General features: G+C 42.4%; 17 protein-coding genes, 1 rRNA gene, 1 pseudogene, 1 riboswitch and 1 other annotated feature. Of the genes and pseudogenes, 14 read left to right on the forward strand and 5 right to left on the reverse strand.

Annotated features, from left to right (window positions below; all coding sequences use genetic code 11):
- The 5 genes from menH to MUO15_RS20250 all read left to right on the forward strand — a co-directional run bounded on the left by menH (position 1) and on the right by MUO15_RS20250 (position 4793).
- On the forward strand, positions 1-798 hold the full coding sequence (gene menH, locus MUO15_RS20230; protein ID WP_245032225.1) for a 2-succinyl-6-hydroxy-2,4-cyclohexadiene-1-carboxylate synthase: 798 nt from the start codon (positions 1-3) through the stop codon (positions 796-798).
- Between the two features lie 54 nt (positions 799-852).
- The gene (gene menB, locus MUO15_RS20235; protein ID WP_244753852.1) at positions 853-1671 is read left to right on the forward strand and encodes a 1,4-dihydroxy-2-naphthoyl-CoA synthase; all 819 of its coding nucleotides are present in this window, start codon (positions 853-855) and stop codon (positions 1669-1671) included.
- 79 nt (positions 1672-1750) lie between these two features.
- Entirely contained in the window at positions 1751-3235 is a 1485-nt protein-coding gene (locus MUO15_RS20240) for an o-succinylbenzoate--CoA ligase (RefSeq protein ID WP_245032227.1), read from the forward strand.
- Positions 3225-4328 (forward strand): o-succinylbenzoate synthase, encoded by a 1104-nt coding sequence (menC, locus tag MUO15_RS20245; RefSeq protein ID WP_245032229.1) that lies wholly within the window; start codon positions 3225-3227, stop codon positions 4326-4328. Before MUO15_RS20240 ends, menC begins: the two co-directional genes overlap by 11 nt.
- A 147-nt stretch (positions 4329-4475) precedes the next feature.
- A complete protein-coding gene (locus tag MUO15_RS20250) occupies positions 4476-4793 on the forward strand; it encodes a hydrolase (RefSeq protein WP_245032231.1) in 318 nt (105 codons plus the stop codon).
- A 42-nt stretch (positions 4794-4835) separates the two neighbouring features.
- On the opposite strand, the gene MUO15_RS20255 is transcribed toward MUO15_RS20250, so the two are convergent.
- Entirely contained in the window at positions 4836-5669 is an 834-nt protein-coding gene (locus MUO15_RS20255; RefSeq protein WP_245032233.1) for a DUF6612 family protein, read from the reverse strand.
- 268 nt (positions 5670-5937) lie between these two features.
- Between MUO15_RS20255 and ytkD the strand changes: the two genes are divergently transcribed.
- On the forward strand, positions 5938-6423 hold the full coding sequence (gene ytkD / locus MUO15_RS20260) for an RNA deprotection pyrophosphohydrolase (protein WP_245032235.1): 486 nt from the start codon (positions 5938-5940) through the stop codon (positions 6421-6423).
- 87 nt (positions 6424-6510) lie between these two features.
- Here ytkD and pckA read toward each other — a convergent pair.
- Positions 6511-8102 (reverse strand): annotated as a pseudogene (gene pckA / locus MUO15_RS20265) (phosphoenolpyruvate carboxykinase (ATP)).
- A gap of 436 nt (positions 8103-8538) precedes the next feature.
- Positions 8539-8653: riboswitch (SAM riboswitch) on the forward strand.
- 235 nt (positions 8654-8888) lie between these two features.
- Here pckA and metK point away from each other — a divergent pair.
- Entirely contained in the window at positions 8889-10085 is a 1197-nt protein-coding gene (gene metK / locus MUO15_RS20270; protein ID WP_245032237.1) for a methionine adenosyltransferase, read from the forward strand.
- 91 nt (positions 10086-10176) lie between these two features.
- On the opposite strand, the gene MUO15_RS20275 is transcribed toward metK, so the two are convergent.
- Positions 10177-10692 carry a gamma carbonic anhydrase gene (locus MUO15_RS20275; RefSeq protein WP_245032239.1) on the reverse strand — a complete coding sequence of 172 codons (516 nt, stop codon included), beginning with the start codon at positions 10690-10692 and terminating at the stop codon, positions 10177-10179.
- A 70-nt stretch (positions 10693-10762) separates the two neighbouring features.
- Here MUO15_RS20275 and MUO15_RS20280 point away from each other — a divergent pair, with 70 nt between their 5' ends.
- Together MUO15_RS20280 and MUO15_RS20285 are read left to right on the forward strand one after the other, a co-directional pair.
- Positions 10763-11533 (forward strand): alpha/beta hydrolase, encoded by a 771-nt coding sequence (locus tag MUO15_RS20280; RefSeq protein ID WP_245032241.1) that lies wholly within the window; start codon positions 10763-10765, stop codon positions 11531-11533.
- Between the two features lie 49 nt (positions 11534-11582).
- A complete protein-coding gene (locus MUO15_RS20285) occupies positions 11583-12623 on the forward strand; it encodes a tetraprenyl-beta-curcumene synthase family protein (RefSeq protein WP_245036115.1) in 1041 nt (346 codons plus the stop codon).
- A 10-nt stretch (positions 12624-12633) separates the two neighbouring features.
- Here MUO15_RS20285 and MUO15_RS20290 read toward each other — a convergent pair whose 3' ends face one another.
- A complete protein-coding gene (locus tag MUO15_RS20290; RefSeq protein ID WP_245032243.1) occupies positions 12634-13206 on the reverse strand; it encodes a tRNA 5-(aminomethyl)-2-thiouridylate-methyltransferase MnmM in 573 nt (190 codons plus the stop codon).
- A gap of 118 nt (positions 13207-13324) precedes the next feature.
- Between MUO15_RS20290 and MUO15_RS20295 the strand changes: the two genes are divergently transcribed.
- A complete protein-coding gene (locus MUO15_RS20295; RefSeq protein ID WP_245032245.1) occupies positions 13325-14194 on the forward strand; it encodes a WD40 repeat domain-containing protein in 870 nt (289 codons plus the stop codon).
- A gap of 42 nt (positions 14195-14236) precedes the next feature.
- Here the strand turns inward: MUO15_RS20295 and MUO15_RS21775 are convergent, their stop codons facing one another.
- Positions 14237-14371, reverse strand: coding sequence for a hypothetical protein (locus tag MUO15_RS21775; RefSeq protein WP_256464154.1), 135 nt, complete (start codon positions 14369-14371; stop codon positions 14237-14239).
- Between the two features lie 125 nt (positions 14372-14496).
- Positions 14497-14712: a binding site (T-box leader), on the forward strand.
- Positions 14713-14942: 230 nt separating this feature from the next.
- Here MUO15_RS21775 and leuS point away from each other — a divergent pair.
- The 4 genes from leuS (at position 14943) to MUO15_RS20315 (ending at position 20151) form a co-directional block, all read left to right on the forward strand.
- Positions 14943-17357 carry a leucine--tRNA ligase gene (gene leuS, locus MUO15_RS20300; protein WP_245032247.1) on the forward strand — a complete coding sequence of 805 codons (2415 nt, stop codon included), beginning with the start codon at positions 14943-14945 and terminating at the stop codon, positions 17355-17357.
- Positions 17358-17494: 137 nt separating this feature from the next.
- Positions 17495-17806, forward strand: coding sequence for a rhodanese-like domain-containing protein (locus MUO15_RS20305; RefSeq protein ID WP_245032249.1), 312 nt, complete (start codon positions 17495-17497; stop codon positions 17804-17806).
- A 20-nt stretch (positions 17807-17826) separates the two neighbouring features.
- Positions 17827-18162 carry a rhodanese-like domain-containing protein gene (locus MUO15_RS20310; protein ID WP_245032251.1) on the forward strand — a complete coding sequence of 112 codons (336 nt, stop codon included), beginning with the start codon at positions 17827-17829 and terminating at the stop codon, positions 18160-18162.
- Between the two features lie 422 nt (positions 18163-18584).
- Positions 18585-20151: ribosomal RNA gene (locus MUO15_RS20315) — 16S ribosomal RNA — on the forward strand.
- Positions 20152-20356 lie beyond the last annotated feature (205 nt).

Genomic DNA, 20356 nt, shown 5'->3' on the forward strand with positions numbered 1-20356 from the left:
ATGTATATACAGCTTAAGGATAGAACGTATTGGGTAGAGGATTATGGGGAAGGGATACCGCTTCTAATGTTTCATGGGTTTACAGGAAGTGGTCGTACCTTTACTAAAATACATCAGCTGGTAACAAATTCTATAAGGACAGTTTGCATAGATTTGCCTGGTCATGGAAAAACAGGACCTGTTGGTGAAGTAACAATGGAACAATTTGCTTCTGATTTAACAGAAATTCTTGATGAACTGGAACTCCCACGCATTCATGTGTTAGGTTATTCTTTGGGAGGCCGGGCAGCACTATCATTAGCTATGACCTACCCACAATACGTGTCGAAGCTAATTCTCGAGAGCGCCTCCCCAGGAATCGCTCATCCAGATGAACAAATGGCAAGGCGTGTAAAGGACCAGGGGTTGATTGACAAGATAGCTTCCCAAGGTATAGAGGAATTTGTCAACTATTGGAGCGATATTCCTCTCTTTAAAAGCCATGAACAGCTGCCAATAGAAGTCAGAAGGCGTGTGCAAGAAGAGCGGCTAAGTCACGATCCCCAGGGCTTAATTCAATCATTAAAAGGAATGGGGACAGGGCGCCAACCGTCATGGTGGGATCGATTGTCTCATCTGTCTATTGACACTCTCCTGATTGTTGGGGAGTGGGATGAGAAATTTGTAGCTATCAATAGGGAAATGCATGATCAATTACCTTGTTCATCGTTGGTGATAGCAGAAAAGGCCGGACATACTGTTCATCTTGAGCGCCCGAAGTTTTTTGCTAAAATTGTAGAAGATTTCGTGATACAATAGAATTGAATCGAAGCGGAGAAGTCCGCTAATATACAAAAATGGAGGAAATGACTTATGGCTTATAATTGGGTTTCTGAACGTGAATATGAAGATATTCTTTATGAAACGTTTGAAGGCATTGCTAAAATCACGATTAACCGTCCAGAGGTACGCAATGCGTTCCGTCCAAAAACGGTAACAGAATTAATCGATGCGTTTGCTTACGCTCGTGATGATTCCAAAGTTGGTGTCATTGTACTGGCTGGTGCAGGAGACGATGCATTTTGTTCAGGAGGCGACCAAAGTGTTAGAGGACACGGTGGATATGTTGGCGATGACCAAGTCCCTCGTTTGAATGTACTCGATTTGCAACGACTTATGCGAGTGATTCCAAAACCTGTCGTAGCAATGGTATCAGGATACGCTATAGGAGGCGGTCACGTATTACATATTGTTAGTGACCTAACGATTGCAGCAGATAATGCGATCTTTGGTCAAACAGGTCCAAAGGTAGGCAGCTTCGATGCTGGTTACGGGGCTGGCTTGCTTGCCCGTATGGTTGGTCATAAAAAGGCGCGTGAAATCTGGTTCCTATGCCGTCAGTACAGTGCCAAGGAAGCAGAAGATATGGGAATGGTCAACACTGTTGTCCCACTTGAACAACTCGAGGATGAAACGGTTCAATGGTGTAGAGAAATGCTTGAGAAATCACCAACAGCTCTTCGTTTCCTAAAAGCATCCTTTAATGCTGACACAGATGGCCTTGCTGGTCTTCAACAAATGGGCGGTGACGCTACGTTACTTTATTACACAACAGAGGAAGCCAAAGAGGGAAGAGATGCGTTTAAAGAGAAACGCAAACCTGACTTTGATCAATTCCCGCGTTTCCCATGATATAAATAAATAATGTTATAAAAAAGGGCTCCCTATAGCTAGGCAGCCCTTTTTACGTGAAAAGAAGGAGGTTAGGATCATGAATGAGATTCCTCACTGGCTCGAAAAGCAAAGTGACTTGCAGCCAACAAATGTGGCCATTGAATATGGTGAGCACCAATCAATCAGTTACTCTGAATTAAGAGAAGAGAGTCGAAAGCTGGCAAAAGGGTTAATTAAAAAAGGGGTAAAACAAGGGGATCATGTAGCTATTTTATCCGGAAATCGGGTCGAGTTTCCGATTTGTGTTCATGCACTAAGCTATATTGGAGCCGTAGTCGTTTGTTTAAATACGAGATTGTCACCAGAAGAACTTGCCTTTCAGTTAACAGATGCCGATGCCACATCGTTTATCGTTGACACGGAGTTTGTTGAAGAAGGTCACAAAGCTATTGAGCTGACGACATTAAATGAGGATACTCTTGTAACAATGGATCATCTTCCTAAAGCCGATGGTTCAATTTCTCTGAACGACCAGCTATCCTTAGACGATGTTTTTACAATGATGTACACCTCTGGTACCACAGGAAAACCAAAAGCTGTCATGCACACGTATGGCAATCATTGGTTTAGTGCTGTAGCTTCCGCTTTAAATTTAGGTTTGTCAGCACGTGATAAATGGTTAGCCTGTCTGCCTCTCTTCCATGTAGGCGGTTTTTCATTACTTATGAAGAATGTGATTTATGGTATGCCAATACGAATGCTTGCTCGTTTTGATGCAGAAGTGATAAATAATGAAATACGCCATCATGGGGTAACGATCGTTTCTGTTGTTACTGTCATGCTTCAAAGGTTGCTGAAAGACTTACAGGAAAACAGCTATCCCAGATCCTTTCGATGTATGTTACTAGGTGGAGGGCCTGTCCCAAAGCCTTTGCTACACAAAGCAAATGAAAGAAATATCCCTGTTTTCCAGACCTATGGGATGACGGAAACAAGCTCACAAATCGTCACATTGAGTCCGAGTGATGCTCTACGAAAAATAGGATCCGCAGGAAAAGCGCTGGCTCCCGCTACGCTGAAAGTATTAGTAGGTGGGCGAATCGCAGAACCGTATGAGACAGGGGAAATTCATGTGAGAGGGCCAATGGTTTCAAGCGGCTATTATAAAAAAGGGCATCGAGAAGCCGAATATTTGGCAACCGGAGATGCAGGTTATTTAGATGAGGAAGGATTCCTTTACGTTGTAGACCGAGTAAACGATATGATTATTTCCGGCGGTGAAAATATTTATCCGGCAGAAGTCGAGAGTGTTTTGCTAGGAATTGAGGGAGTAGAAGAAGCAGGTGTAACAGGGATGCCAGATGATGAATGGGGTGAGGTACCAACCGCCTTTATTGTTAAAAAGGAGGAGGCAGACATATCTTTGGAAAAGCTGAACGAATATTGTCGTGGTCATTTGGCACCGTATAAGATTCCGAAACAATTGTTCGTTATTTCTCAGTTGCCGAGAAACGCCTCAAATAAAATTGTAAGGCGGAAACTTTTCAAGAGTGTTGAAGGAGAACATGGGTATGAACATTAGTACCATCCATTTACGAAAAGTATCGCTGCCGCTACGGAACCCATTTAAAACACATCAGGGAGAACTCCATGAACGATCGGTGATCATAGTTGTGGCGAAAGATAGCCAGGGACTGCAGGGATTTGGAGAAGTGACAGCTTTTCCATCACCATTTTATACCGCCGAAACGCTTGAGACGGCCTGGCATATGTTGATCGATATCATCCTCCCTCTTCTCAAGGAAAAACCGATACAACATCCTAGTGATTTTCTAGAGATGACGGATTTTATCCAGGGGAACCAAATGGCTAAGGCTGGTATGGAGGGAGCACTCTGGGATCTGTATGCTAAGCAAAGGCAAGTCAGTTTAGCGGAATTGATTGGCGGAACTCGCTCATCGGTTAAAGCAGGCGCTGTTCTCAGTCTTTCTAATTCTCTTGAAAAAGATATCCATCAGTTGAAACATTCCGGGTATGAACGATACAAGTTGAAAGTTGAAAAAGGGAGAGAGAAGGAAATGATTGAGCAAGCACAAGCGATCGATCCTGAGTTAGCGATCATGATTGACGCCAATGGCATGTACACGGAACAAGATCTTGATCACTTATTCTCACTGGATCAACTTGGCTTGCTAATGATCGAGCAGCCATTTCAGCCAGGTGATTTTTATTTGCATAAACAAGCCCAGCAACAGATGGAGACCCCGCTTTGTTTGGATGAGTCGGTGATGTCATTTCATGATGCGAAACAAGCTATCAAGCTCGGGAGTTGTCGTGTAGTTAATATAAAGATAAACCGAGTAGGCGGTCTCATGGCAGCCATCAACATCCACGATTTTTGTCAGGATCATGACATACCCGTTTGGTGTGGCGGAATGGTTGAGACAGGAATATCGAAAGCACACAATATAGCCTTAGCTTCATTGCCGAACTTCTCGATTCCCGGTGATTTATCCAGCTCAGACAGGTATTTTAGTAAAGATCTTCTCCACAGACCAATTAAAGTGGTGAACGGAGAAATCAATGCGCCCGATGGTTATGGGATCGGCGTTGAAGTTGATCAGTCATTTTTGGAGAAGATGACATACCAGAGTTTTTTGGGGGATATAAAGTAGCTCTCAATTTCAGCTTTAACGGCATTTGAATGGCCGATTGCCAACCATTTTCGATTAAGATGCATTTGGTAATATTTTCTTTCTCGCATTTTTATGTAATAAACCTTTCCTTGATTGTTCAACCTACAAAGAGAGGAGGTTATTATTATGGAGAAAAATCAATATTACGTAAACATTGGTACAAGAGAAATTTCGATCAATCATGATGCAAATAACGATGAGTTCATGATCAATGCGGACAGGGAGGAGCTTCTTCTGTTACGCGAGGTGTTTAATGAAATGTATAATTCTGATACTCGCGCTTTTTTTCGCTCTCACGTCCCGTTTGAGGAATATCACAAAGATAGTTCAAACGATGAGTATGATGAAGGGATGATGAGGGCGTTTCAGATGCTCTATGATTTAGGAGATGAAAAGACGAGGCAGCATATTAGCGGAATGGGCATACTAAAGGATTTAAACTAAACAACCGCCTCCTTAAAAAAGGAAGCGGTTGTTTTCGCGTGTTTATTGAGGTAATGAACTTAATCCCGGCATTTCTTTAGCATGATCAATGACTTCTTGAGGGATTGTAATCTCTCCAACCTCATTAAATTTGCTGTACGTACCACTCATTTCTTGGCTGATAGATGCTTTTTCTCCATCCATTTCCATAGTAAAGTCCATGGCTGATTCGATTGCTTCTGGGTAGTAGGTATCTTTATTAATGGTTAAGGTGTAGCTTGCCTTTTCAACTGTTAATCCTTTCAGTAAATCCTCAGGTAGTAATTCTTTCGGCATCGATTCGGTCATGGTTTTTTTAATCAGTTTTTGAACGTCCTCCCCTTTTGAACTAAAAGATAGGATGTAGGAATCCTCTTTTTCTTCAAGGTTAAATTCATCTACATACTCCTGTAGCGTTTCAAGCTGTTTTGCAGGTGTTTGCTGTGCTGCACTTACTTGATTTAGCTGCTCAACGATTTCTTTAGGAGCTTTAAACCAGCCATCTTTACCTGGCTGGGACATATACATGCCGCGATCGGAATAATACTGTTCAACGGTTTGCCCGAAGATCTCAATTGTTTGATGAAACGCTATCGGGTCCATCTGCATTTTAGAATCGATCGTTGTTTTAATAGGCATATTCATTGGCATACTTCCAGTTGTGTCTGTGCCTTTAGGTGACTGAAGACTAATATTTTGTGTCATATTAATACTCATGGCTAAACTGTCTAAGCTCTTAGATGCTTCAGAAGATTTTGCAAATACTTCTTTAGCTTTTTCTCCTTCTGCACTTGAGCAAGCTGCTGACACAAGCATAATAAATAACAAGCTGATAATCATCCAACTTTTATGTTTCATTACGATCCCCTTTCGATAATGTACTACTATTACATACGAGTGAAAAAACTTTTTGTTTCAAAAATATACAAAAAATCCTTTTCTTTCTAAATGTTTACCTCATTACTGCAAAAGGGTAACGTAATTATAGTTTACAAATGGGAAGAAGAACACTACTGTTTGTAATTCGGCTTGCTTATGATACGATTTATATAGCAATGAACACGAGTGAATGGAACGTCTTTCCATATTCACTACATAACAACGGATTAAAGGCAGATGATCTTGCATGAAAACATTTAATGATTACTACAGAAATCAAGTTAAATTATCTTTTGATAATCATCCATTTTCAAAGTCACCGAAGCATGTTTGGGTTATTTGCCGTTATAAAAATGAATGGCTGTTAACAAAACATAAGGACCGTGGGCTTGAATTTCCAGGTGGCAAAGTAGAGCAAGGCGAAACAGCTGAAGACGCTGCAGTTAGAGAAGTTCTAGAGGAGACAGGTGCTAGTATTGCGCATATTGATTATGTAGGTCAATACCATGTAGCTGGAAAAGGGGGCACCATCATTAAAAATGTGTATTTTGCTTCCATTTCTCGGTTGAATGAGCAGTCGCATTATTTTGAAACACATGGTCCTGTCCTGCTGGCCAAACTTCCTGAAGGAATTGTCAGCAACGAGCAGTATAGCTTTATGATGAAGGATGAAGTGTTACCTTGTTGTATGAGCCAAATTAGAAAAAAATTTTTGCGGAAGCCTGCTGAATAGGCATAGGTGATCAAATTTTACACGAAAGAGAGCGTGCAAATTATTATTGCACGCTCTCTTTATTTATATTGAGGAAATGAGGAAACATTAGTTATTTCTGCCAGAGGCAGGTCCAGCCTCTTTAATAGCCGTACTGGCATGTGTAAATTGCTTAAAATTTTCGTGGAACTTCGCTGCTAATTCCTGTGCTTTCTTGTCATAAGCATTAGGGTCGTTCCACGTTTTTCTTGGTATGAGAACATCGTCTGGAACACCAGGGCAATGGAGTGGGATTTGTAAACCAAATACTCCATCTGTATATGTCTCCACAGAATTAAGTTCCCCCTCTAGTGCTGCATGAACCATGGAACGAGTGTAAGAAAGTTTCATTCTCTGTCCTTCACCGTAAGCTCCACCGGTCCAACCTGTATTGACTAAATAAACATTTGTATCAAATTGATCGATTTTCTCTCCCAGCATTTCTGCATATACTGAGGGTGCTAATGGTAGGAATGGTGAGCCGAAACAGGCTGAGAAAGTAGCTTGTGGGGAAGTAACCCCGCGCTCGGTGCCAGCAAGTTTACTTGTATATCCACTTAAGAAGTGATACATGGCTTGTTCTTTTGTCAATTTGCTTATTGGAGGCAGGACCCCAGTAGCATCAGCAGTAAGGAAAACAATCGCATTTGGATGTCCGGCAATGCTTGGTTCAACTGTGTTACTAATATGATGCAGCGGGTAGGCAGCCCGAGTATTTTCAGTCAAGCTAGTATTGTCGTAATCAGGTTTTTGTGAATCTGGATCGAGCACAACATTTTCTAAAACGGAGCCAAAATGAATCGCATCAAATATTTGTGGTTCCTTTTCGGGTGATAAGTTAATGCATTTAGCGTAGCAGCCACCTTCAATATTTGCGACACCATTATGTGACCAGCCGTGTTCGTCATCGCCGATAAGACGTCGCGCAGGGTCTGCTGATAAGGTTGTTTTTCCTGTGCCAGATAAACCAAAAAACAGCGCTACATCACCTTCTTGGCCAATATTCGCTGAACAGTGCATAGGCAGAATATCTTTCTTAGGAAGCAAGTAATTCATGACTGAGAAAATTGACTTCTTAATTTCCCCAGCATATTCTGTTCCGCCAATCAGTACGATTCTATGCTTGAAGGAAATCATGATAAACGCTTCTGAATTCGTTCCATCTTGATTGGGATCTGCTTTAAAAGTAGGTGCAGAAACGACTGTGAATTCAGCCTCATGGTTTGAAAGCTCCTGTTCATCAGGACGAACGAACATTTGATGGGCAAATAGATTATGCCAGGCGAATTCGTTAATCACTTGGATAGGGAGTCGATATTTTTCATCTGCCCGGCATAGCCTTTAAATATATATAGTTCATTCCGTGTTTCTAAATACTTTAATACTTTGTGGTACAAACGGATAAATGTTTGCTCATTGATGGGCTGGTTAGTGCTCCCCCACTGTATATCTGATTCAGATACATGATCTTTCACAATAAATTTGTCCTTAGGAGACCGACCAGTATAGGTGCCCGTTGTAGCTAGAACAGCCCCACGATCGGTTAACGTTCCTTCTTTGCGAGAGAGTATTTTTTCAACAAGTTGTGGTACTGACAAATGGTGGACGTGCTCTTGTGCTAACAGTTGATTTAGTTCTGACATTTGGTTAATGGCACTCATATGTGTCTACCCGCCTTTACTCTGAAATTAATAAAAAGCATCAGGTGCTTTAATTTGATTATTAGTATAGCACATTCAATTTAATAAACCATACTAATCCTGAAAATGCTTTCATTTTATTTTATAAAACTACTTCAGTATATATAGTCGCCACATTCGACACTCGCGACATAAGCAGAGCACTTCTGTGAAGGAAAACCACTTCACTGCAGTGCTCTGCTTGGCCCCGCAGGACGCGGGCCAGTTCGACGTTGAAACAGGACGTTTCGTTTTAGCCGAACTTCCTCTTTCCCCGATCTTAGCCGAACTTCCACTAGTTCAGGTCTAAGCGCCCCTTTCCGCTTTTCTACTGTCTAGCTTCGACGCTTTTCTTAAAACATAGTAAACTAATTGACATTAAATGTTGTTTTCGGTACGATTATTTCGAACGGATACTCTCTTATCCAGAGTCGGTGGAGGGACAGGCCCTGCGAAACCCGGCAACCGTCAGATCACTTTGACATGGTGCTAACCTGGAGCAAGGCAATTTGGTATGCCTTGGACGATAAGAGCGAAAGGAAGCAGCCCCTTTCCTCTTTATTAAGTAGGAAGGGTTTTTTCTTTTTATTGGGAAATGGTCCAACACAATTTTAAAGTTAGTACATATTTATATGTACACATAAGGTGAATTGTGCGATGGATAGAAGATCGACGTTAATGAAATCATAGAAACATAGCGATTTCTACTCATACTGGTAAAGAGTTCCGTATAATTTTTGTACTTAACAGAAGGAGGAGTTTTAGAGAATGACTGCCAATCGCCGGTTATTCACATCAGAATCTGTAACAGAGGGTCATCCTGACAAAATCTGTGATCAGATTTCCGATGCTATTTTAGACGAAATTTTAAAAAATGACCCCAATGCACGTGTAGCGTGTGAAACGACAGTTACGACTGGACTAGTACTTGTCTCAGGAGAAATCAGTACAAATACGTATGTAGATATTCCTGCAATCGTTCGTCAAACTATTAAGGATATTGGATATACGAGAGCAAAATACGGATTTGATGCTGATACGTGTGCTGTTTTAACAGCCATTGATGAACAATCTCCTGACATTGCTGGCGGAGTAGATGTCGCACTTGAGTCTAGAGAAGGTCAAATGAGTGATGAAGAAATTGAATCGATCGGTGCAGGCGACCAAGGTTTAATGTTTGGTTATGCAAATAATGAAACAAAAGAACTTATGCCGCTACCGATTTCTCTTGCTCATAAATTATCGAAGCGTCTTTCTAATGTACGAAATGATGGTACACTCTCCTATCTGCGTCCTGACGGTAAAACACAAGTAACTATTGAATATGACGATCAGGATCAACCTGTTCGTGTCGATACCATTGTGATCTCAACACAACATGCTGAGGAGATCACACTTGAGCAGATTCAAAAGGACTTAAAAGAAAATGTTATTCAGCCTGTTGTGCCAGCACATCTTATTGATGAAAAAACAAAATACTTTATTAATCCTACGGGTAGATTCGTCATCGGCGGGCCACAAGGGGATGCTGGTTTAACAGGTAGAAAAATTATCGTGGACACATATGGCGGGTACGCTCGTCATGGAGGTGGCGCATTTAGTGGTAAAGATGCAACAAAGGTTGACCGCTCTGGTGCTTATGCAGCCCGTTATGTTGCGAAAAATATCGTAGCTGCAGGCTTAGCTAATTCCTGCGAGGTTCAGGTAGCTTATGCAATTGGTGTAGCACAGCCTGTATCGATTTCCATTGATACACATGGATCTGGCAAGGTTTCAGAGGAGAAGCTTGTTGCGGCCGTTAGAGAGTTGTTTGATCTTCGTCCTGCCGGCATAATAAAAATGCTTGATCTTCGCCGGCCAATCTATCGACAAACAGCTGCTTTCGGTCATTTTGGACGTACGGATGTTGAGTTCCCTTGGGAAAAAACAGACCGGGCTGAAGAGTTGAAAAATCGACTTCAGTAAGAAAAAGTATAAGAAATCAAGTTTCTAGATAGGAAAGAAAACCGTTCTTTGCGATAAAGAACGGTTTTCTTTGTTTTAAAATCAAGCCCGTTTATTTAGCCTGTTGTTTTTTATAGACTTGTCCTTTCTCAATGTAGGTTGTTCGAACGCGATCCAGTTCCTTATAGTCATCTTCATTTAATTCACGTATCACTTTAGCAGGTCGTCCAAAAACTAATGTGCGAGGTGGAATCACTTTTCCGGGAGGCACAAGACTACCCGCTCCAATAAAAGCTTCTTCTCCTATTTCAGCTCCGTCTAAAATGAGAGATCCCATTCCAATAAGGGCATCTTTTTTTACATGGGCAGAGTGAAGTGTCACTTGATGCCCTACGGTTACTCCGTCTTCAATGATAAGCGGTTGATTCGGACTTTGGTGAAGCATGCTTAAATCTTGAATGTTTACCTTTTCTCCGATTCGGACGGGAGCTACGTCACCTCGTATGACTGTTTTAAACCAAACACTTGAATAGGGGCCGATCGTTACATCCCCTGTAATGACGGCGTCCTCAGCTATGTATACGGTAGAGTCAATTTGTGGCAGTCTTCCATTATATTCGCAAATCATGTTATCCCCCCTATAATATGAATATAACCAGTATAGCAAAGTGTAATTCTTTTGTGGGGGGGTTTCCTTAATGAGCTCTACACCAGCTTCCATAATTATCGTTCATGGAGCATTCGAACACATTGGTAGATATAATCATTTGATTAAGCAATTTGAAGCGGACGGATACCGCGTACTTGGTCAAAATCTGCCAGGACAGGGTGATTCAGAGGGCGTGAAAGGACATATTCGCTCCTTTGATCAGTATATAGAAACGATTGAGAAATGGCTGCAGCAAATTGATGAGGGGCCCGTTTTCCTCTTGGGACATAGCATGGGAGGCCTAGCAGTTATTCGCACGATGCAAGAATTGAAACCAAAAGTAAATGGAGTAATTTTGTCCTCGCCTGCAATGGGAATTTTAAATGGTGCTTCAAAACCAATGGAAGCCGCTTCGAAAATCTTAAATTATTTGTGGCCTTCATTAAAGGTCGACACTCAATTCAATCCGGAATACGTAACAAAAAGTGAAGCGGTTAGAATACGTGATCAACATGACCAGCTTATCTTAAAGAAAGTATCGGTTCGTTGGTATAGGGAGTTCCAAAGAGGGATCAGACAAGCTTTTTCCAAGGTTGATCAGTTTCCTGATGTTCCAATATTAGTTATGCAGGCTGGAGAAGATCTTATGATAGATGCATGGAAGACCAAGGAATGGTTTCATAAAATCGACCTTCATGAGAAAACCTATAAAGAATGGCCAGGGCTTTATCATGAGCTATTTAATGAGCCCGAATGGAAACAGGTCTATGCTTTTGCTACACAATTTATGCAACAACAGCTATCGAAACCTATGCGATAAGGAGGGCTTGCTCTTGGCTGGTAAAGTTCCCACAAACGCCTTACACTTAATGGTCCGGGTCTACAAGGATATTTTCCCTAGGGTACACGTTGAACTTAATCAATGGATTAATAAGGCGAAGGCAATTCCGAATTCAGAATTGAAAAACCAAGCTCTTGCAAGCATTGAATCTAAGACCTTTCATTGTGAAGGCGGCAGCATTTATGGGTTATTAGCTGGAGAGAGGTGGAAAGAGTCGATTCGCTTTATTGTCGCTTATCAAACGATCAGCGATTATTTAGATAATTTATGCGACCGAAGTACATCTATGGATCCCAGTGATTTCAGAATGCTCCATCAAGCCATGATTGATGCATTGACTCCTGAAAATAATATAAAAGATTATTATTATTATCGGGAGGACAAAGATGATGGCGGTTATTTGGTGGAACTTGTTCAAACCTGTCAGTCGGTTTTACGTGAAGCAGAGGACTATGCCGGTGTCTATCAATACACTCATAAACTTGGTGGTCTTTACAGTGACCTTCAAGTACATAAGCATGTTATTGAAGAAGAACGGATACCGAGGTTGAAAAGTTGGTTCAAAGACTACCAAAGACATTGGCCGAACCTAGAGTGGTTTGAATTTTCCGCCTGTTCAGGTTCTACATTAGGAATTTTTTGCTTGGTTGCTTACACTTTGAGCGGGCAGATGACGGATCAATTAGCTCAGCAAATAGGGAAAAGTTACTTTCCATTTATGCAAGGTCTGCATATCTTGCTTGACTACTACATTGATCAACAGGAAGATGAGAAGGAAGGAGACTTAAATTTCTGTTCCTACTATAATCATGGGAATCAGATGAAGCAACGGTTTGTATTTTTTGTTAAACAGACGAACCAAGAAGTTCAAAAGCTTCCCGATGCCACCTTCCATCAGATGATTCACGAGGGCCTTGTAGGGATGTATCTCGCTGATAGAAAAGTGAGCAACATTCAACATGCCAAGGACTTTGTGAAGGAATTACTAAAGGTGAGTGGAAAGAAGGCAACATTCTTTTATTTAAATACAAAAATGTACCATAAATTAAAGCCTGATAAACCATTGTAGGTTATCAGGCTTATTTCTTTTCGATAGCTATGATGAAAGGCGGTTGGTTTCTTTGATTGATAAAGCCGTACTGTAAAACATTGTGTTGACGCTGATCCAAGTTGCTTACATACTCAAGCAAGGCTGCTTTTTCTTCTTCTCCACCTGGATGGCCATAGTATACAACGAGTACGATGAGGCCGCCTTTTTGTAAGTAATGAAGAATGGTTTGAACAGATTTAAGTGTTTGATCAGCTTCTGTAATCACTGATTTATCGCTTCCCGGCAAATAGCCAAGGTTAAAAATAGCTGCCTTGAGACGCGTAAGGTGCTGATCGGGGATGTGTTGTTCTATGAATGAGTGGCTGTCTAAAACAAGTGTGGTTTGCTTATCTGCTTTGTTATCCTTAAGGCGTTGCTGCGTATTTTGTATAGCTGTCTCTTGGATATCAAATCCATACACATGGCCGGTCTTCCCAACAAGCCGGCTTAACAATAATGTATCATGACCATTTCCGCATGTACCATCTACAGCGATATCGCCATGTGTTAGTGCGTGATTCATCAGTTCGTGTGCGTACTGTAAAACGCGTTTTAAATTCATTTTTTACGCCTTCTTTCCTTTATCCGTTTCTCCCGTTAGCAAAAATTATTGTAGCATGAATAAAGGCGATATGAAATTATGTAGATAGAGATGGTTTGTATCAAAGGAGGAAAAAGTGATGGAAATTACGGAGCTAAAGAAGCACTCATCACATGTGAATAAGGTAAAGTTTGATCCTGTGGGAAACTATATTCTTTCTGCTGGATTCAACGGGGAGCTGTTTCTTTGGGAATGTGAGACGGCGGAATGTATCCAAGTTTATGAGGGACATAAGCAAACAGTAAATAGTGTCATTTGGAATGGCTCAGGAAGGGAAATTCTTTCAGCTTCAGGAGATGGGACAATCCTTAAACATGAGATCTCCTCTTCAGAGCCTGCAAATAAATGGACAGACTTGAAGTCAGGGATCAGTCATATGCACCTTACGTTCGATGAGAAGTATTTATTAACGAGTAATAAGTCCAATATGCTTCGTATACGTGAATGGCCAGAAGGGGAGTTAGTCGGCAAGTTTAAAGGTGACCGGCAACATCGTAGTGTAATCGCCACTGCCTTGACAGCTCCACATGCAGTAATTGGCGGTGTAGGACCTACCATTCTACGCTGTGCTGTGCCTTCAGGTGAAGTATTAGAGCAAGTGAAGGGGCATGATAAGGCAACGATGGCCTTCAAGTTCTTTGACCAGGATAAACATGGGGTATCGATAGGGTACGATGGCACATTAATGATATGGGATATGGAGGCACATCAGGTTTTAGAGAAATATTCTATTGGGGATGAAGGATATTATGGACTTGCCATCGACCAGTCTGGACTAGAAGCAGCTATTGTCATGCCGTACAAGCTCAAACGAATCAAGTTAAAGAATTTGTCTGTTGACACAACGGATCTGCCGGCTAAAGGCAATTATAGTGTCGATTATTCATCAGTCCACAATCAACTAGCTATCGGATCAGCAGATAAAACGATCCGGCTTTTTCGCTATTAAATAAATTAAGCCCAACTCCTATGTAGAAGATGGGCTTATTCTTTATTTTTTAGGCGCTGTATTTGTAGCTGATTTTCTCTTTTTTTGAATCGTGTCAAACGCTTTTTTAGCATAACGTTTTGTCTGTTCCGGGTTCTTTTTTGCATAATCGGAAGCTTTTTTAATTAAATTTTTCACAATAAATCCCCTCCATTAGGAAGTATCGTTCTTACTTCATTCTACCCTTATTAAAGGTGATTGTAAACATGAACATCCATGTGCTTGACAAAGCCCTAACCTTTCATTAATATACGAATATATATACTAAAACGTAGAAAAGGACTAGTAATAAAGCTTCAAGCATAAGAGAGACAGCGGATGGTGCAAGCTGCCCTTGACCTTTATGAACTCCCCTTGGATGTTGAAGAAGCGAACTTAACAGTAGTTTCTTCCGGTCACATTACCGTTATCGATGTCAAGTGAACGTGATGAACGTTAATTTGGGTGGTACCGCGGGAGAAAAGTCTCCCGTCCCTTGCTCTAGGGACGGGAGACTTTTTTGTATAGATTAAATGTTCAAAAGGTAATCGAAGGAGAAGGCGAGCTCACAGTGTCGTACAGCAATGTTTGACATTAGCACGTCATCGACAATTTGAGAACCAGAAACCTTCCTCAAACATCACACGTTCTATAAACACAAGGCTACGAAGAGATTCGTCGCTTATAATTTGGCGACAACCATTAGTAAAGTAATTGAGGAGGAAACATTATGGCCTTTGATCATAAGACGATTGAAAAGAAATGGCAGAAATATTGGTTGGAGCATAAAACCTTCAAAACTAGCAGTGATTCGAATAAGGAGAAATTTTATGCGTTAGATATGTTTCCTTATCCATCAGGAGCGGGGTTACACGTTGGTCATCCCGAGGGGTATACAGCGACAGATATTGTTTCACGAATGAAACGCATGCAAGGATATGAAGTCTTGCATCCAATTGGCTGGGATGCTTTCGGGCTTCCTGCTGAACAATATGCCCTTGACACAGGAAATGACCCTGAAGAATTCACAAAACATAACATCAACACTTTCCGCAGGCAAATACAGGAATTGGGCTTCTCATATGATTGGGATCGAGAAATTAATACGACCGATCCAAACTACTACAAATGGACACAGTGGATTTTTCTGAAGCTTTACGAAAAAGGTCTTGCTTATATTGATGAAGTAGCCGTGAATTGGTGTCCTGCATTAGGTACAGTACTTGCTAATGAAGAAGTGATTGATGGCAAGAGTGAGCGGGGAGGACACCCTGTTGAGCGCAGACCCATGAAGCAGTGGATGCTTAAGATTACAGCTTATGCTGATCGTCTGCTTGAAGATTTAGAAGAACTGGATTGGCCAGAGAGTATAAAAGACATGCAACGAAATTGGATTGGAAAATCTGAAGGTGCCGAAGTGAGTTTTGAGATAGCAGGTCAAGATATGTCCTTTGAGGTATTTACAACTAGACCCGACACGCTCTTTGGCGCAACATACGCTGTACTTGCACCTGAGCATCCACTCGTTCAAAAAATCGTAACCAGCGAACAAAAGGACGATGTTAAAGAGTATATCGAACAAGCGCAAAGAAAGAGCGACCTAGAGCGGACTGACTTAGCTAAAAATAAATCAGGTGTGTTTACGGGAGCTTATGCAATTAACCCAATTGATGGCAACAAACTTCCAATATGGGTGGCTGATTATGTACTCATGAGTTACGGAAGCGGTGCAATCATGGCTGTTCCTGCTCATGATGAACGTGACTATGAGTTTGCTACTAAATATGATCTACCTATCATTGAGGTCGTTGAAGGTGGCGAGATTGACCAAGAAGCTTATACAGGTGACGGGAAGCACGTGAACTCAGACTTTTTAAACGGTCTTGGGAAGGAAGAAGCAATTAAGAAGTCGATCCACTGGCTAGAGAGCAACAACAATGGAGCAAGAAAAACAACATATCGTCTTCGTGACTGGTTATTTAGCCGTCAGCGCTATTGGGGGGAACCGATTCCTATTATTCACTGGGAAGATGGCACGATTTCGGCGGTCCCTGAGGATCAATTACCAGTAACACTTCCAAAAACCACGGAAATTAAACCCTCCGGAACTGGGGAATCACCATTAGCCAATATTAGTGACTGGGTTAATGTAGTTGATCCGGATTCAGGTAAGAAGGGACGGCGAGAGACAAACACAATGCCTCAGTGGGCAGGCAGCTGCTGGTACTACCTGCGTTACATTGATGCAGGGAATGACGAAATTTTTGCTGATTTTGATAAGCTTAAGAAGTGGCTTCCTGTTGATGTTTATATTGGGGGAGCAGAGCACGCTGTTCTACACTTGCTTTACGCCCGTTTTTGGCACAAAGTGCTTTATGATGTCGGCGTAGTTCCAACAAAAGAGCCTTTTCAAAAATTATTTAACCAGGGAATGATCCTTGGTGAAGGTAATGAAAAAATGAGTAAATCCAAGGGGAATGTAGTTAATCCAGACGATATCGTGAATAGCCATGGCGCTGATACTCTAAGATTGTATGAAATGTTTATGGGGCCACTTGATGCTTCTGTCGCGTGGTCAACGAACGGTCTTGATGGAGCAAGGCGTTTCTTGGACCGTGTTTGGAGACTTTTTGTTGTCGAAGGGCAATTATCCTCAGCTGTTAAAGAAAGCAGTGAAGACCAAACTTTAGAGAAAACTTACCATGAAACGATACAAAAGGTGAGTGAAAACTTCCAGGAGCTACGCTTTAATACAGGGATTTCCCAAATGATGGTCTTCATTAATGAAGGATACAAAGCAAACGAGCTTCCAAAAGACTTTGTTGAAGGCTTTGTTAAACTTCTTTCCCCTGTTGCACCTCACCTTGCTGAGGAACTATGGGAGAAACTCGGTCACGAAGAAACGATCAGCTACCAAGAATGGCCATCCTTTGATGAGTCGAAACTCGTGGAGGATGAAGTTGAAGTTGTGATCCAAGTAATGGGGAAAGTACGTGCTAAAATGATGATGAGTGTAGAGGCTTCTAAAGAAGATATGGAAAAAGCCGCATTAGAAAATGACAATGTTCAAGAATGGCTGGAAGGGAAGACGGTGAGAAAAGTGGTCGCTGTCCCCACTAAACTTGTAAATATCGTCGCTAATTAAAGACTACTCTAAAGAAGGCTGTCTGTCTTAAAAGCAGCCTTCTTTGTTTATGGTTAATGATGTGAACGTAAATTCTTGACTTAAAGATGAGGTTTAATACAATATGGATGATAGAAAAGTTACGAGGAGGAGATAAGATGACTAACATTCTTGAAATAAGCGCAGATGAGCTGCAAAAATCTTTAGATAATAATACTGATGTTACTATTATAGATGTGCGGGAAGATGAAGAAGTCGCACAGGGAGTCATTCCAACAGCTAAGCATATTCCATTAGGTAATATTCCAGAAGCAGTCGGCAATTTGGATCCCGATAAAGAATATGTCATGGTATGCCGTTCCGGAAGAAGGAGTATGAACGCATCCGAATATTTAAAAGGAAACGGCTTCGAGCATGTGAAAAACCTAGAAGGCGGTATGCTTGCCTGGAACGGTGAGCTCGTATTTTAAGGTGAAAGAGGTAGAAACACATGGAGTTCATCTTATTTTCAACCGTTGCAATTATTTTGATTATCGTTATGAAGGATATGTGGGAGAAAAAAATGCTGACTCGATTAGGGCATGACCCTGTTTCTATTGGAGAATATTGTGTGATAGATATCCGCGATTATATCTCTGCTTCTCGTTCCCCATACCCAGGAGCTGAGAACATTCCACTTAGCTATTTGCCACGCGAACTTAAGCATCACTTTGATTGCACTAAAAACATTTTGCTTATCACAGACGATAAGCGTGGGGCAAAGATCGCTGCTAAAATGATCCGCAAGAAAAGAAATAAATTGGTTTATTATATAAAGTCAGCCTGACTCTAAGTACCACACCTTTTGGACAGGTGTGGTTTTTTTGTGAAAATCATTGACATTTGGATTATGATCACGTAATGTTGAGAACGTTGCTTTTTTAGAAAACAAGAAACGGCAAATTGAACGAACAATCGAAAAATCTACCGAACTATTGACATTCGTTTAGTTCTCATGGTAGAATTTGATTACTGTCGCAGAGTTAGTGTGATAGTTTCTCTTTATCAACAACACTATCATGAAAAAAGTTATTGACTTAACTTACTCATCATGATATATTTATTGAGTCGCTGTTTTGGAGCGACAAACAATATTTTGATCTTTGAAAACTGAACGAACCAACCAGTACGTCAACATATTCTTTCTATTATATAGAGAGAATTCAAACAAGCACATTTGGTGTGCAAATGAGCAAGTCATTCTCAACTTTTATGGAGAGTTTGATCCTGGCTCAGGACGAACGCTGGCGGCGTGCCTAATACATGCAAGTCGAGCGCAGGAAGCAAGCAGATCCCCTTCGGGGGTGACGCTTGTGGAATGAGCGGCGGACGGGTGAGTAACACGTGGGCAACCTGCCTGTAAGATCGGAATAACTCCGGGAAACCGGGGCTAATGCCGGGTAATCCTTTCTCTCGCATGAGGGGAAGGTAAAAGATGGCTTCTCGCTATCACTTACAGATGGGCCCGCGGCGCATTAGCTAGTTGGTGAGGTAACGGCTCACCAAGGCAACGATGCGTAGCCGACCTGAGAGGGTGATCGGCCACACTGGGACTGAGACACGGCCCAGACTCCTACGGGAGGCAGCAGTAGGGAATCTTCCGCAATGGACGAAAGTCTGACGGAGCAACGCCGCGTGAACGATGAAGGTCTTCGGATCGTAAAGTTCTGTTGTTAGGGAAGAACAAGTACCGTTCGAACAGGGCGGTACCTTGACGGTACCTAACGAGGAAGCCCCGGCTAACTACGTGCCAGCAGCCGCGGTAATACGTAGGGGGCAAGCGTTGTCCGGAATTATTGGGCGTAAAGCGCGCGCAGGCGGTTCCTTAAGTCTGATGTGAAAGCCCACGGCTCAACCGTGGAGGGTCATTGGAAACTGGGGAACTTGAGGACAGAAGAGGAGAGTGGAATTCCACGTGTAGCGGTGAAATGCGTAGATATGTGGAGGAACACCAGTGGCGAAGGCGACTCTCTGGTCTGTCTCTGACGCTGAGGTGCGAAAGCGTGGGTAGCAAACAGGATTAGATACCCTGGTAGTCCACGCCGTAAACGATGAGTGCTAGGTGTTAGGGGGCTTCCACCCCTTAGTGCTGAAGTTAACGCATTAAGCACTCCGCCTGGGGAGTACGGCCGCAAGGCTGAAACTCAAAGGAATTGACGGGGGCCCGCACAAGCGGTGGAGCATGTGGTTTAATTCGAAGCAACGCGAAGAACCTTACCAGGTCTTGACATCCTTGGACCGCCCTAGAGATAGGGTCTTCCCTTCGGGGACCAAGTGACAGGTGGTGCATGGTTGTCGTCAGCTCGTGTCGTGAGATGTTGGGTTAAGTCCCGCAACGAGCGCAACCCCTAATCTTAGTTGCCAGCATTAAGTTGGGCACTCTAAGGTGACTGCCGGTGACAAACCGGAGGAAGGCGGGGATGACGTCAAATCATCATGCCCCTTATGACCTGGGCTACACACGTGCTACAATGGATGGTACAAAGGGCAGCGAAGCCGCGAGGTGTAGCAAATCCCATAAAACCATTCTCAGTTCGGATTGCAGGCTGCAACTCGCCTGCATGAAGCCGGAATCGCTAGTAATCGCGGATCAGCATGCCGCGGTGAATACGTTCCCGGGCCTTGTACACACCGCCCGTCACACCACGAGAGTTGGCAACACCCGAAGTCGGTGAGGTAACCTTTTTGGAGCCAGCCGCCGAAGGTGGGGCCAATGATTGGGGTGAAGTCGTAACAAGGTAGCCGTATCGGAAGGTGCGGCTGGATCACCTCCTTTCTAAGGAACTATGCAAGGCAACCCTTTCTCTTACGAGAACACCGGGAAGCTGCCGCATACGGAAGACGTACATGGTTGGTTGTTCAGTTTTGAGAGATCAAACGATCTTTCAATGTGAACCTTGAAAACTGGATAAGATTAATCAGAACGTGGCGATCTTCTTTTGATAGAGGACGACACGGGATGACAAGACATCAAACATCAA

Source organism: Halobacillus amylolyticus (genome assembly GCF_022921115.1).
Lineage (GTDB): Bacteria > Bacillota > Bacilli > Bacillales > Halobacillaceae > Halobacillus_A > Halobacillus_A amylolyticus.